This window comes from Kitasatospora sp. NPDC001175, from assembly GCF_053598215.1.
The window spans coordinates 1-13,300 of sequence record NZ_JBSFJU010000076.1; the positions used below are offsets into that span (position 1 = coordinate 1).

Annotated in this window: 11 protein-coding genes and 4 pseudogenes; 8 read left to right on the forward strand and 7 right to left on the reverse strand. The window is 70.5% G+C overall.

Annotation, left to right across the window (positions count from 1 at the left end):
• Positions 1-349: 349 nt before the first annotated feature.
• A complete protein-coding gene (locus ACWDAK_RS34505; protein WP_427395736.1) occupies positions 350-1,291 on the forward strand; it encodes a tetratricopeptide repeat protein in 942 nt (313 codons plus the stop codon).
• Here ACWDAK_RS34505 and ACWDAK_RS34510 read toward each other — a convergent pair.
• Positions 1,257-1,778 carry a helix-turn-helix domain-containing protein gene (locus tag ACWDAK_RS34510; protein WP_427395747.1) on the reverse strand — a complete coding sequence of 174 codons (522 nt, stop codon included), beginning with the start codon at positions 1,776-1,778 and terminating at the stop codon, positions 1,257-1,259. The genes ACWDAK_RS34505 and ACWDAK_RS34510 overlap by 35 nt on opposite strands.
• A gap of 131 nt (positions 1,779-1,909) precedes the next feature.
• Between ACWDAK_RS34510 and ACWDAK_RS34515 the strand changes: the two genes are divergently transcribed.
• Positions 1,910-2,359 carry a hypothetical protein gene (locus ACWDAK_RS34515; protein ID WP_427395737.1) on the forward strand — a complete coding sequence of 150 codons (450 nt, stop codon included), beginning with the start codon at positions 1,910-1,912 and terminating at the stop codon, positions 2,357-2,359.
• Between the two features lie 215 nt (positions 2,360-2,574).
• A complete protein-coding gene (locus ACWDAK_RS34520; RefSeq protein ID WP_427395738.1) occupies positions 2,575-3,006 on the forward strand; it encodes a hypothetical protein in 432 nt (143 codons plus the stop codon).
• Positions 3,007-3,161: 155 nt separating this feature from the next.
• On the opposite strand, the gene ACWDAK_RS34525 is transcribed toward ACWDAK_RS34520, so the two are convergent.
• Positions 3,162-4,022, reverse strand: coding sequence for a haloalkane dehalogenase (locus ACWDAK_RS34525; protein ID WP_427395739.1), 861 nt, complete (start codon positions 4,020-4,022; stop codon positions 3,162-3,164).
• Between the two features lie 322 nt (positions 4,023-4,344).
• Here ACWDAK_RS34525 and ACWDAK_RS34530 point away from each other — a divergent pair, with 322 nt between their 5' ends.
• From ACWDAK_RS34530 to ACWDAK_RS34540, 3 genes and pseudogenes are all read left to right on the forward strand, one after another.
• Positions 4,345-5,163 (forward strand): helix-turn-helix transcriptional regulator, encoded by an 819-nt coding sequence (locus ACWDAK_RS34530; protein WP_344641344.1) that lies wholly within the window; start codon positions 4,345-4,347, stop codon positions 5,161-5,163.
• A 183-nt stretch (positions 5,164-5,346) separates the two neighbouring features.
• Positions 5,347-6,498, forward strand: coding sequence for an MFS transporter (locus tag ACWDAK_RS34535; RefSeq protein WP_344641343.1), 1,152 nt, complete (start codon positions 5,347-5,349; stop codon positions 6,496-6,498).
• 381 nt (positions 6,499-6,879) lie between these two features.
• Positions 6,880-7,101, forward strand: a pseudogene (locus tag ACWDAK_RS34540) (VOC family protein); the annotation flags it as partial.
• A 601-nt stretch (positions 7,102-7,702) separates the two neighbouring features.
• Here the strand turns inward: ACWDAK_RS34540 and ACWDAK_RS34545 are convergent.
• The 3 genes and pseudogenes from ACWDAK_RS34545 to ACWDAK_RS34555 all read right to left on the reverse strand — a co-directional run bounded on the left by ACWDAK_RS34545 (position 7,703) and on the right by ACWDAK_RS34555 (position 10,432).
• Positions 7,703-8,095 (reverse strand): nuclear transport factor 2 family protein, encoded by a 393-nt coding sequence (locus ACWDAK_RS34545; RefSeq protein ID WP_344641342.1) that lies wholly within the window; start codon positions 8,093-8,095, stop codon positions 7,703-7,705.
• A 314-nt stretch (positions 8,096-8,409) separates the two neighbouring features.
• Positions 8,410-8,900, reverse strand: a pseudogene (locus ACWDAK_RS34550) (transposase); the annotation flags it as partial.
• A 59-nt stretch (positions 8,901-8,959) separates the two neighbouring features.
• The gene (locus tag ACWDAK_RS34555) at positions 8,960-10,432 is read right to left on the reverse strand and encodes an FAD-dependent monooxygenase (protein WP_427395740.1); all 1,473 of its coding nucleotides are present in this window, start codon (positions 10,430-10,432) and stop codon (positions 8,960-8,962) included.
• Between the two features lie 105 nt (positions 10,433-10,537).
• Here ACWDAK_RS34555 and ACWDAK_RS34560 point away from each other — a divergent pair, with 105 nt between their 5' ends.
• Complete coding sequence (locus ACWDAK_RS34560; protein ID WP_344641340.1) at positions 10,538-11,170, forward strand: TetR/AcrR family transcriptional regulator C-terminal domain-containing protein; 633 nt, start codon at positions 10,538-10,540, stop codon at positions 11,168-11,170.
• Positions 11,171-11,217: 47 nt separating this feature from the next.
• On the opposite strand, the gene ACWDAK_RS34565 is transcribed toward ACWDAK_RS34560, so the two are convergent.
• The gene (locus ACWDAK_RS34565) at positions 11,218-11,541 is read right to left on the reverse strand and encodes a carboxylesterase family protein (protein ID WP_427395741.1); all 324 of its coding nucleotides are present in this window, start codon (positions 11,539-11,541) and stop codon (positions 11,218-11,220) included.
• Positions 11,542-11,693: 152 nt separating this feature from the next.
• A pseudogene (locus tag ACWDAK_RS34570) lies at positions 11,694-12,707 on the reverse strand (amidohydrolase family protein); the annotation flags it as partial.
• Between the two features lie 151 nt (positions 12,708-12,858).
• On the opposite strand from ACWDAK_RS34570, the pseudogene ACWDAK_RS34575 reads away from it, so the two are divergent.
• Positions 12,859-13,164, forward strand: a pseudogene (locus tag ACWDAK_RS34575) (IS1634 family transposase); the annotation flags it as partial.
• Between the last annotated feature and the right edge of the window lie 136 nt (positions 13,165-13,300).

Here is a 13,300-nt window from a genome sequence, read left to right on the forward strand (position 1 = left end):
GAGCGGTGGGGGACCAGGTACACGGCTCGCGGCAAGGTCATCTGGTCCGAACAACCACTGACCGCGCCCGAGTTCCAGTTCGAGGCGATGCTGCTGTAACCCCCGGACGCTGGCATTCGGTGCCCGGACCTGTGGGACTGGACCCCATCGGAAGAGGCGATCGGATGCTGGACAGGCGTCCCTTCCGGGGAAGGCGTTCAGTCGGTGGCTCCCGCGGGGCTTTGCCGGTTGTCGCGGCGGCTCTTCCGTGTGAGGGAGTCGCGGCTGATGGGCGTTGACGGCTCGGGTAGTGGGGCGGGCTCCGTACGGGCGGAGTTCGTCGCCAGCCGGGACGGTAGCGAGCATCTCGGTGTCGATCGCCCGGCACGGGCGGGGTGAGGAGGCGTTCACCCTGCTCCTCCCGCAGATCGAGGACTGGTTCCTCGCCGCGGCCCTGGTCGACGTCGCCGAAGGCGCTGGCCGGGACGAGGACGCCGCCGCGCTGCTGGCCGCCCGCATCGAGGCGCCACAGGGCAGCGAGGACCCGTCATGCCGCCGCAGCGGCGTCAAACCGGACAACGCCGTCTACCTGCTCGCCGCGATCCGCGAACGCCAGGGCCGCATTGACGATGCGATCGCGCTGCTGCACTCCCGCGACCACGGCCAGCTGGCAGACCTGCTGGCCCGGCACGGCCGGATCGAGGAGCTGCGGGCGTACGCGGCGACCGAGCACCACGGGCGCGCCGCGCAGCGTCTCGCGGAACTGCTGGAGGAGCGCGGTGACGTGGAGGGCGCGATCGCCGTGTACCGGCAGCCGGGGGATCCGCAGGCCCGCCGGCGCTCCGGGGCGGTGCAGCTCAAGGAGCTCCTGGTGCGACGCGGCCGGGGCATTGAGGCGATCGAGGTGATGCGCTCGCTCGGGGACTCGCCCGGTGGTGCGGAGGACTGGATCGTCCGCAGCCTGTGCGCCCTGTACGCCGACCACGGCCGTGCCCAGGACGGCCTGGACTACCTCGACGCCCTCAAGGCGCACCATGGCGAGGAGGAGTGGGGCTTCTTCGAGATGCGGCTTCCGCTGATGGCCGCCTGCGGTCGGCGTCAGGAAGCAATCGACTTGGCGCGAGCGCATCCGGAGGGTGACACGTGGTACGGGGCGTCTTCCATTGCCGAGCTGCTGGCCGACGATGGACGCATCGAGGAGGTCGTCGCCGTACTCGAACCGCACCCCGACGGTAACCGCAGCGAGCTGGCCTGGTACCTCGTCGACCTCGGACGCGTCAAGGACGCGGTGGCGCTTCTTCAGCAGCGCTAGCCCAGACCGGCCGAGCACCTTTCGAGTGGGGCGCCCGCCGACGCGCCCCACTCCGAAATCGCATGCCCTCTGGGGGCCGAGAGCGGGAACCCGCTGGCGCGGGTCCCTTTCGGGGTGGGGAAGCGGCCGTGTTCGGCGGCGTAGGCGCGGGCGTGCTGCACGCCTGTCGTGAAAGCCCCGTCGGGTGTGTGGCAGCCCCAAGTGCCGGCGTGCCGCGGTCGGCTGGCTCCAGGTCGAGGCCCGCGGCGAGTCTGGACACGGAGGACAGCCGTGGGCTCCGCCGGCCGGCCTCCAGCACGCTGATCGCGTGCGCGGACTCACCGGACCGCTCCGCGAGTTCCTCCTGAGTGAGACCGGCCCGCAGCCGGTGGCGCCGGAGCGTTTCCCCGAACTGCCCAGGCACGTGCGTCCCCTGCCGACAGTCGTCAGACACGGCCGGCGTCCCCATGGTTCCCGTGCCGTCGGTCAGTCCATGACCGTAGACCATCGCGGTGACGAAAGACCATACGAACGCCAACTCAACGCCATGGGATCGGCGAGGGCGGTGCTCGACGATGGTTCTCGTCCAGGAACGGCGTCCCTGCGGGGAAGCCGGCGAGGCAGAGGAAGCGGGAGACGATGAACATGAGGAAGTCCGGGCTGAGGCGGCGTCTGGCCGGCGTCGGCACCTCGGCCGTACTGGCGGCCGGTCTGGTGACAGGCATCTCGGGCACCGCCCACGCGGGAGGCTACGGCTGCAACGGAAACCTGGTCTACTCCCAGGACTTCACGGGAGAAGGCGACTACGCCAACACCGTGGTGGCGACCGTCTACGGCTACTGGGACGGTAGACACAACTGCGAGGTCGCGGTGAAGAAGGTGTTCGTCGGACAGCGGACGCGTACCGGCATCACGCTCTGGTCCAACGTGGACAGCCCGAAGGACGACACCGACTACTACACCACCTACGCCGGCCCGGTCTCGGTCTACGCGGTCGGCTCGTGCGTGTGGGAAGAGGTAGACATGTGGGACCCGGCCGGCCACGAGATCGCCCAGACCTTCAACGGTCAGCCCCACAACTGCGGCTGACCGCAGTCATCCGTCGCACTTGAGGGAGACCTCCAGCCAACAACGGGCCTCGCCCTGCCCCTGGAACCACCCCGGTGCGTCCTACCGGAGCGGTAACCCGCCGCCCCACCCTGCAGCGGGACTCCGGCCGCCTCGGGATGCGGCGGCGATACGGTCGGCCGCTGTCATGTTCTCCAGCCAAGTCAGTGCACCAGAAGCCATGACGGAGAGATGCCGTGTTTACTGGAAAGTCCGTACTCAAGCGGGCCGCCATCACCCTCAGCGCCGCGTCCCTCGTCTCGGTCGCGTTCATGACCACGTCGGCCTCGGCGGTCTCCGACGACAGTAATGGTGCCGCCGCGCTGTGCGGATCCGGCTACCGCCCCCTCGACGAGATCGACCTCAACTCGGAACACGTCTACCTCTCGTACAACGGCGGCACCGACTGCGTCGTCACCATGCATGTGCCCGGCGACTGGGGCTCGCCGATCGATGACACGAACGCGTGGGTCGCCACCACGCCCAACCCGCCGTCGTCGCAGTCCGACTCGGGCACCTACTCGTACTACGCCGGGCCCGTGTACGTCTACGCCCCGGGCCAGTGCATCTACTGGGGTGGTGGCGACTACTGGGGCCAGTTCAGCAAGGGCCCGGACCACTGCATCTGAGCCTCGCACTTGTCGTGACGGCCCGTCGGTTCTCCGACGGGCCGATTCGGCTTCTGCGCCCTGCACGCCGATGAGGGAGCACGGCTCCAGTGCGACGAACCAGGTTCAGCTCCAGTCGAGTTGGCTGCTTGGCATAGGGGTCACCCGCGCGGAATTCACGGGAACCGCTTTGCGACCGCCTCTGCGATCGCGGCCGGTTCATGTTCCTGAACGAAGTGCCGCGCGTGTGGCAGCTCGACTACGTCGAGGTTGGTGAAAGCCGCACGCATCCGCGGGATGCAGGCGTTCGGACGGAACACCATGTCCCGCATACCCCACACCAACAGGGCAGGCTTGTCACCGAGTAGGACGGGTACGTCTCGGGCGAGCTGGTCCAGCAGCGGGCGCGCGGCACGAATTTCCTTCGGCATCACGGCGAGTCCGCGCCGGGCTTCCGGGGTGGGTTGCACCGCGCGGTAGTGGTCGGCCTCGGCTGCGGTGAGTTTGGGGCCCAGTTCTGCGAGCAGGACGCGCTCGACGAGGAAGTTCTGTTCGAGTATCCGCCGCCGCATCGGACGGCTGCTCATGATCATGCTGAACGCCCGATTCGCCATCGCTTCGATCGGCCAGAACACGGTGTTGCCCAGCACGATCCCCCTCACCCGATCCGCGCGGGCGGTGACCGCGCCCAAACCGATAGGTCCGCCCCAGTCCTGTCCCATCAGAACGAAGCCGTCGAGCCGCAGATGATCGATCAGCTCGCCAATGACCGCGGTGTGCTCGGCGATCGTGTAGCCGAAGCCTGCTGGACGTTCGGACAATCCGAAACCCGGATAGTCGACGGCGACACAGCGGTAACGGTCGCGCAGGCGCTTCACGATGTGACGGTAGAGGAAACTCCACGTCGGAGCGCCATGACAGAACAGGAGCGTCGGCCCGGTCCCCTCATCGATGTAGTGAACCCGCCCGACGGACGAGTCGAACCAGCGCGACTGGAAAGGGTACAAACCCCCGTCAGGAACGAAGTCGATCAGCATTGGCCCCTCCCCTCGATCCCACACTACATATGCAGTACCGGGCGCGCCGTAGCTTCCACCGAAACCGCCACCCCCGACCGTCAGTGCAGTGGCCGGGCGCACTGTGCCAGCGGTGGAGACGCCCGGGGACGGTCATCAAGGAATCGGCGCGGCGCCGGGACGGCCATCAAGGTTGGCGGCCGGACGTTCCCGGGAGGACCACGTCGGGGCGCAGGACGACCAGGTGCTCGCCGGCGTACGCGGCGGGGTGTGCGAGGTACGGTCATGCGGTCACCCCGGCGGCCCACTGCGGCCGTCGGCCGAACGGACGAAGGAGACCGGCATGCGACCCGAGTACCCGGCACCGGAGCAGCCCGGGCTCGCCGGACTGTTGCGGGCCTGGCGCGCGCGGGCCGGCCAGCGGTCGGGGCGCGGTCGGCCGCTCGCCCAGGTGGAGGTGGCGGCCGGGGCCGGGATGAGCGAGCGGTGGTACCGCGACCTGGAGCGCGGTGCGATCCCGCGCCTCGATGCCCGGACCCTGGGCGCGCTGGCGGACGCGTTGCGGCTGTGCCCGGACGAGCGGGCCACCGTTTTCCTGTACGCGGCCGGCGGTGAGCCGTTCCCGCCCGTAACGCCGGAGCGCGGGGCGGGTGAGTTGGCGCCCCTTCGTCGGCTGCTGGCTCAGCACGAACCGGAGCCCGCGTTTCTCACCGACCACGTCTGGAACGTACTGGACCACAATGCCGCGGCGGCACACTGGTTTCCGTGGATTTCCGAGCCCCGGGCGAATGTGGCCCGCTGGGGGCTGACCGATGCGCGGGCCCGGGAACAGATGGCCGACTGGCCACGCCACGGCCGGGCCTTTCTGGCCATGCTCCGTTTCGCGATGGCCCAGTACCCGCGCGAGGAAAGGCTGCGCGCATTGCTGGACGAGGCGCTGGCCGATCCGGAATGCCGGCGGATCTGGGACGCCGGACCGGTCGTCATCGCCCACCGGGACGGCCACGACGTCCGGCTGCGGCTGCCCCAGGTCGCCCCGGAGCCGGTCGAGGTCGTCGCTCGGGTCCTGCTGCCGACCGGTTGGCCGGGACTGCGCCTCACCCTACTGGAAAGCGCGCCGAATGCCACACCACTCGACCGGCAAATCATTGCCGGTCGGTGAACGCCGTTTCCGATTGACACTTCTTCGGGCGCATTGACAGGATCTTCGCCGTTCCCGGTGATCACCTGACCTTCTGTTCCGGAGACGGCTTTGAAAACCCGCCGCAGCACCGACCATTCACGTACCCTCGGGGAATCCGCGGAATACCGGAAGGGAATTCCCGACCGCCGGGCACGGCACACCATGCTCCTTTCCTGCCTGCTGGTCTTCCTGGCCCAGTTGACCACCACGATCTACCTGCCCTCGCTACCGGAGGTGGCCCGGCACTTCGGCACCTCGGGCAGTGGCGCCGAGCTGTCCGTCTCGTGCTTCGTGATAGGCGCGGCGGCACCCGTCGTACTGTGGGGCGTCGCGGCCGACCGATACGGCCGCCGCGCGGCGCTGCTCGCCGCGCTCGCGCTGTTCACCGGCGCCGGCGCGGCGCTGATGGTGACCGGCTCGCTGCCCGTACTGCTGGCGCTGCGCACGCTCCAGGGGGTCGGAGCGGGCGGCAGCGCGATCATCGCCCGGATCCTGGTGCGGGACCTCGGCAGCGGCACCGAACTCGCCCGGCGGCTGTCGGTGCTGTCGATCGCCTTCATCGGCGCGCTGGGCGGAGGCCAGTTCCTGGGCGGCCTGATCGACCGGTACGCACGCTGGCAGACGGGCTTCGGGGTGCTCGCGGCACTCGGGCTGGTCGCGATGCTGGGGACGCTGCTGCTCCCGATGGAACCGGCCTCCGCCACGCGGACGCCATCGGCCGACGTCTGGCGCAACTGCCTGGCCATCGCCCGGACGCCCGGCTTCCTGCGGCCGGCCGCTGCGGGAGGTCTCGGGTTCGCCGCGCTCGTGCTGCTGCAGCAGGTCAGCCCGTTCGTGCTGCAGCAGCACTTCGGATTGTCCGCCGAGGCCAGCGGCACTCTCGGGCTGCTGCTCGGGGCGGCGTACCTGGCCGGAGCACTCACCGTCAACCGCCTGGTGGCCAGGGTCGGTCCGGAGCGCCTGCTGCGCAGCGGGCCGCTGGTGGTGACCGGCGCCGGGGCGCTGCTGACGGTGCTCTGGTCGTTGCCCCGCCTGCCCAGCGGTGCTGCGCTGGCGGCGTTCACGGCGCTGTGCTGCGCGGTCGCCTTCGGCCAGTCGGTGCTGTTCCCGAACAGCATGGCCACCGCTGTCGGCGCGGTGGCGGACCCGGGTGCGTACGCCATGTCACTGTGCGGCTTCCTCCAGCAATCGATGGCGGGCGCGACGGCGGCCGGTGCCGTCCTCCTGCACGGCGAGGTGCTCTGGTCCGCCGCGGTGGCCGGACTGGGCCTTGCCGCTTGGCTGTTGACGCATCCTCCGCGCCGCGCCCGGTGAGGCGCGGAACCCTCAGCGGCGTAGCGCGTCCTGGCAGCCGACGTCGCGGACCACCCGGCGCAGCACCTCCGGTGCCACCGCGCACTCATCCTCGGTGACACCGTCGTGGATCTCCGAACGGACCTGTCGGAGCAGCCCCCTGGCGCGGGCGGAGGCCTCCCGTTGAAACGATCACAGCGAAGAACGGATACCCTCTGATGCGCCTTCGCGACCTCCCCGCTGCCGAGCGGGTGCCAGATCGGCGCGGCCGGCCCGCGCTGGATGAGGTCCACGATCCGGGCGGCGCCTGGCTTGGGGCGGAGGGGGCATCTCGGCGGTGGCCGGGTTCTCTTCGGCGGCCGTAGCCGAATCATGGGGTGCAACACGACCGGAACGTGCAGCGTCGGCCCCTACCTGGAGTTCCTCCGCACCTCTGACACCAAGAGCGTGTGGAACCGCGTCCACCTCGATGTCTGCCCCTACCCCGGGGACGACCCGGCGGCAGAGGAAGCCCGACTGCGCGCCCTGGGCGCCACCGACCCTGGTATCGACCAGTCCGCAATCTCCTGGACGGTTCTGGCCGACCCGGAAGGCAACGAGTTCCGCCTCCTCACCCCTCGCTGACCTTGAGCGACGGCTCCGGCCGCTTTCGGGTCAGCGGCGAAGACCGCGTGGTATCAGCGCACGCCGCCGGGGACGGGACGGGGGTGGTGTCCCCGGGTGACCCAGCGCGCGCGTCATTGGACGCCAGGAAGGCCACGAGCGGGTCGTAGTCGTCGACGGTACCCGGACGGCCCCGGCGCCTACGGCGGCGCTACGCGCTGACCTTCGGCCACCGTGGACAGTCCGTCCCGCCCCTGGAACTGGCCGTCCATCGGGCACCCCTGTGGCGCCCGGCCGCAGGTCAGGTGCCCCATGGTTGGGGAGATCCATCGAGCAGGTGTGGGGGGAACTCCCGATCAGGGGGTGGCCGGTCTCGAAGAGCGCCATCACATGATGGGGCTCTTCGAGACCGGCTGCCTGGTGCTCATGGAGAGCCTGGACGGTGCGTGTCGCGTGTTCCGGTCGCCGCCGCCCGTTCGTGCCGGCTGCCCGGCGTGGCCGTTGTCCGGGGCTGGTCGCGGGCCTGTTCGACTCCGTTGCTCGTTGTCGTCCGCCGGCTTGGATCCTGTCGTTGTCGTCTTGCGGCGGGGGGGCGTGGCAATGAGTCGGTTGGTGCGGGGGTTCAGCGGGCGCTGCCGAGGTTCCGGTCGGCCTCGTCGCCTTCGAGCATGAGGGTGGTTTCCTCGATGCGGCGGAAGCGGCCGTCGGGGGCGAATTCGGCGAAGAGGTAGACCTCCATGCGGACGGTGGAGCCGTCCTTCTTGATGACCTCCATCGTGTGGCGGTCGGCGTAGCGGTCGCCGGACGAGAGTTCGTCGTGGACCTGGACGGAGCCGCCGGCGACGACGGTGCGCAGGTGGGCGATGTGGGCGAGGAATTCGGTGCGGTCGGCCCAGCTGCCGTCGGTGCGCTGGCGGTAGTCGGGGGCGAAGTGGCGGTCGGCGGCCTCGTCGAGGTCGAGCCCGGGGGTGAGGAGCAGGTCGGTGAGGGCGGCGCGTGCGTCGGTGCGGTTCATGGGGTTCCTCCGGTTGCAGGTGGTGGTGGCCCGCACGGTGAGTGCACGGTGCGGATGATGCGTGCCTTAAGCACGCATTTACTGTAGCAGAAAAAGCGTGTGTGACGCACGCTAATCTTGGGGGTGACGAACGCAGGGGCGACGAACACAACCGGGAACGGCATCGCCCGCGCCCTCGGGCTGCTCCTGCGGCGGGGCACCCGGGCCCGCCCCTACATCCACCTGACCGACGCACTGGGGGAGGCGGTCGAGCCGGCGGCGAAGAGTCCCCGGCCGGCGGTGAAGGGTCGTTGCTTGACGAAGCGGCACGGGAGGCGGGAGGGCTGCTCCCCGCGTATGGAGGATCCGGAACTGCGGGTCGCGGGGGCGAGTACGGCGTATGAGGCGAGGTGGCCGACGGTTGAGAAGGCGCTCGCGTCGCCGACGTCGATCAGGATGCGGGCACCGGTCCTGGTCCCGATGCCGGGCACGGAGGTGAGGATCTTGGACAGTGGGTGCTCGTCCAGCAGCTCCTGGATCCGCTTTCCAGGAGCTGCTGGACGAGGACGACCCGTAGGGAGTTGGCCAGACTCGGCACGATCAGTGCGGCGGCCTCGGTGCCCGGGACGACGACGGTCTGCTCGTCGAGAGCGGTGAGGATGTCCTCGACGAGGTGCCCGAACATGCGCGGGGCCAAGGGTCGGGCGACGCTGAGCAGGCGGCGGCGTCAGGCCTTGCGCAGGGTGGCCGGGAAATCGAACCGCTCCAGTAGGGCCGGCACCCCCGGGTGGTCTTTCTGGCCGGGAGGCGCCCCCAGAACACGCTCGCCTCCAGCCTTCGGCCGGGAGGTGCCCCGCCTTGCGATGCACGCCTGGATGGGGGTGCTCAGCGGCACAGGGTGCGCAGGGCGGTGAGGCAGTCCGCGGCCCGGCGCAGCGGGTCGGTGTCGGTGCTGGCCCAGGCGATCCGGGCGTCCGGCCGGATCAGAACGGCGGTGACGTCCCGCCAGATCGGATCCGCTGCTTCGGTGTTGACGGTGACTGCCCGCTGTTCCAGACCGACTGCGGAACACGGCGTCCGCGTCCCGCCGAGGTCCAGCAGTAGTGGCCGGCCGTGGTGCATCAACGGGTGGGCGGTGGGTGCGTCGGCCGTGTCCAGGGCGAGGCCGGCCAGTCGCGTGCCGTCCAGGGGGTGTGCGCCGGGTGCGGTGTCGGCGGGGAGCGGGTCGTCGAAGCCGGCGATCCGGCGGGCCCACTGGCGGTTGGTCTGCGGTTCGGCCAGCGCGGTGGACCAGACCTCGCGCAGCGCGATCTGCTCCGGGCTCGCCGCGGCGAACAGGGCGAGCTGCGCGCGGGTGTTGTCGATGACGGCGCGGGCGGCCGGCCGGCGCTCCGTGTCGTAGCTGTCGAGCAGTCCGTCGGGCGCCCGGCCCTGGAGGGTGGCGGCCAGCTTCCAGCCCAGGTTGGTGGCGTCCTGGATGCCGAGGTTCATGCCCTGCCCACCGGCCGGGAAGAACATGTGCGCCGCGTCCCCGGCCACCAGCACCCGTCCGGCCCGGTACCGCGCGGCCTGGCGGGTGGCGTTGCCGTAGCGCGACAGCCACCGGGGGTTGCGGATGCCCAGGTCCCGTCCCAGTAGCGTGCGGGTCTGCTCGCGTACCTCCTCCAGGGTCAGCGGTTCGCCGGTGCCGTGGTGCATGGTGGCGGTGGAGAGGCCCGCGAGCCGGTGGACGCCGTCGCCGATCGGGGCCGCCAGGAACGAGCCGGCCGGCCCGGTCGCGGCGAGCGGGGCGGTGGGCGGGTCGTCGAGTTCGACGTCGGCGAGCCATCCGGTCAGGGTGGTGTCCTGACCGGGGAAGTCGATGCCGGCCGCCTGGCGCACCGCGCTGCGGGTGCCGTCACAGCCCACCACCCAGCGGGCCCGCACGGTCCGGTGGGTGCCGCCGGCCCGGATCACCACCTCGACGGCGTCCGAGTCCTGGGTGAGCGAGACGACCTCCTCGCCGCGCAGCACCCGGGCGCCCACGGCAACCGCGTGCTCCTCCAGGAGCTGTTCGGTGACGGACTGACCGAGCGCCAGCATGAACGGGTGCACCGCCCCGACTGTGGAGAAGTCCAGCCTGGTGGTTGCCGCCCCGAAGTGGCCGGTCGGCACCGGGGTGCCGCGTTCGATGAATCGCTCCGCGAGTCCGCGGGTGGCGAAGGTGTCCAGCGTGCCGGCCTGCATGCCGACCGCGCGCGACCGTCCGTCCGGTGCCGCCCGGCGTTCCACGACGGTCACCTCCACCCCGTGCAGGCGCAGCTCCGCGGCCAGCCAGAGCCCCACCGGGCCGGCCCCGGCGATGAGCACGTCGAGCATGACAACCACTTCCTCTCGCTCTTGTCCGTTGGACAAGGAGGAGCATGCCCTAGAATTGTCCATTGGACAATAGGGGCGTGGAAGCCGACCGGAGGGGTGCATCGGATGGGTACGACACGGAGCGAGATCGTCGCCGCCACGCTGGCGGTCCTTGACGAGCACGGGCTGGACGGGGTGACCATGCGCGCCGTCGCGGCCCGGCTCGGCGTGCAGCACAACACCGTCCGCTGGCACGCCTCCAGCAAGGGCCGCCTGCTCGAACTGGCTTCCGACGAACTCCTCGCGCACTGTCTCGACGAGCCGCTGCCCGAGGCGTTCCCCGACCGGCTCAAGGAACTGAGCCGCCGCTGCCGCGCGGCGCTGCTCTCCCGCCGCGACGCCGCCAGGATGGTCGCGGGCGTCTTCGCCGCCGAGCCCCGCACGCTGCGCTACGCCGACACCGTGATCGCCACCCTGCTGGCGGCCGGCCACCCACCGCGCACGGCCGCGTGGACCCACTGGTCGATCTTCTACCTGACCCTGGGCCTGACCCAGGAACAGCAGGCCGCTCAGGAGACCGCACCGGCCCTCCTCCCGGACCAGGTCCCGGCCGACACCTACCCGGCCCTGGCCACTGCCCTGCCGTACGTCGGCCCCGACAACTTCGACCAGCGCTTCGAATTCGCCCTCGACCTGATCATCGCCGGCCTTCCCCCGGCCGAGGGGGTCAGTAGTTCGGTCGCCCGACGGCGACGCTAAGGCGGCCAGTCCGCTCGAGCGTGGCAGACCGGATGGTGCGACGGGTGTCAGGCGAAGTGCCGGACGGTCGCCGGATCGGCGGGCTCGTACGGGTGCCACTGGTCTGCGGCGGGCTGGCCGGTGGCCACGAAGGCCGCTACCGCCTGGGAGAACGTGTGGGCGAGAGAGCGGGTCGCGCTGGTGGTCTCGCCGAGCATGGGGCTGTCGGGGTAGTCGTCGACGGCGTTGAAGAAGAAGGGGAGTTCGACGCAGTGCGTGGCGCCCAGGTGTGCGGGGTCCGGAACCGGGGTGTAGTCGAATTGGTAGACGTAGGTGGAGTTGTCGGCCGCGGCGTGGTGGTCGCCGATGGCGAGGGTGCTGTCGCGGAACACCCAGATGACCTGGGCACAGCGGCACTCCTACCCTTCAGGCCAGTGCCGACCCTCAGACGGGCCTGATGGCAGCGAGCTGCTCGGCGAAAGGCACCACGTCTGCGAACGGATCCGTCCGCGCCCGACGGTGTCGAGCACCGCCGGCAGGCGTTGATCGGCGGCACCGCCTCGTCGATGCCCTCGTACTCGGCCGCGGCGTAGACGATGCGCCCGCCGGTGACGGTGAGGACGGACTCGATGTGGGCGATGTCCTGCTCCGGGACGGTGAAGAAGTCGTCGGAGAGGATGGCGAGGTCGCCGTAGAACCCGGGCTTGAGGATGCCCTTGACGTCCTGCTCTCCGGTGAGCTCGGCGCCGGCCCGGGTGTACATCGTCAGCGCCGTGGCCCGGTCGACGCGGTTCTGCGGCGGGTAGATCGTCAGATCGCCGACCGTCCGCCCGGCCACCAGCCAGTGCAGCGCGACCCACGGGTTGTAGGAGGACACCCGGGTGGCGTCGGTGCCGGCGCCGACGGTCAGACCGCGTTCCAGCATCGCGCGCACCGGTGGTGCCTCGGCTGCGGCTCCGGCACCGTATCGGCGCACGAACGCCTCGCCCTGGAAGGACATCCGGTTCTGGACCGACAGGGCGCCGCCGAGCGCGGCGACGCGGTCCAGGCTGTCGCGCGAGACGGTCTCGGCGTGGTCGAACAGCCAGCGGTTGCCCGCCGGGAACAGGCCGTCGGCGGCGAGCTTCTCGAAGACCGCGAGGTCGCGGCGGATCGTCTCGTCATAGGTGGCGTGCAGGCGAAAGCCCCAGCCGTTCTCCATCAGCAGCCGCACGGCCTTTTCGAAGTCGCTCTCGTAGGAGCCGAGTTCCGGTCGTGGCTCGGTGAAGTTCTCGAAGTCGGCGGCCGACCAGGTCAGGTTTTCGCCGGCGCCGTTTCCGTTGCGCAGGCCCATGGCCAGGGCGATCAACGCGATCAGCGCATGCGCTCCACGGCCGTTCGTCGCGAAGGCGCAGACGGCGGCCGCGGCCAGCAGCGCCGCTTCCGTCACCAGCGTGGCGCGCAGCCACCTGTGCGGCGAGCCACGGCGCATGACGCTCTCCAGGCGCCCGGCGGCCGCGGCACCGACGAGGAAGGCGGCCAGTGACACCAGGGAGCCGGACACCGAGAACCCGGGCACGCCTGCGGCGGCGAGAAGGCCTTGGCGGATCCGGCGCTGTCGGCGCGGATGAGGATGTCGGTGCCGTGCCGGTGGGCATCGGGGATCTGGGCGAGCGCGGCATCGAGCACGGCGATGTGGTCGGCGGCCGTGTTCGCGGCGGCATTGCTGGGGCTGGCGCGACATGAAGCAGATCAGCGACCTGCGGCCCGTCTATCACCGACTCGAAGAGCGAATCCGGGCCCACGTCGTCCTGTGCTGGCTCGCCCTCCTTCTCATTCGCATCTTCGAGACCCAGGCCGGGACGACCTGGTCCGAGGCCCGCCGCGAGCTCCGCCTCCATGTTGGGACGTTCACCGGCCCCACCGGCACGTTTCAGCAGGTCACCGGCCTGACCAAGCCTCAGCGAGACTTGCTCGCCAAGCTCCGCATCCCCCACCCCAAGCAGGTCCTCGACCTCCAGCCCGCACCCCGCTGACCAGCCGAAACACCATTGCCTAGAGAAACGCCCTCCAGGCGGCCACAACCATGTCCGCGCAGGTCGGAGCCAAGATTCGGTTCTCCAGCCCGCTGAATTACGCGGAACGCGGGTACAACTGCGGCTACAACAACGT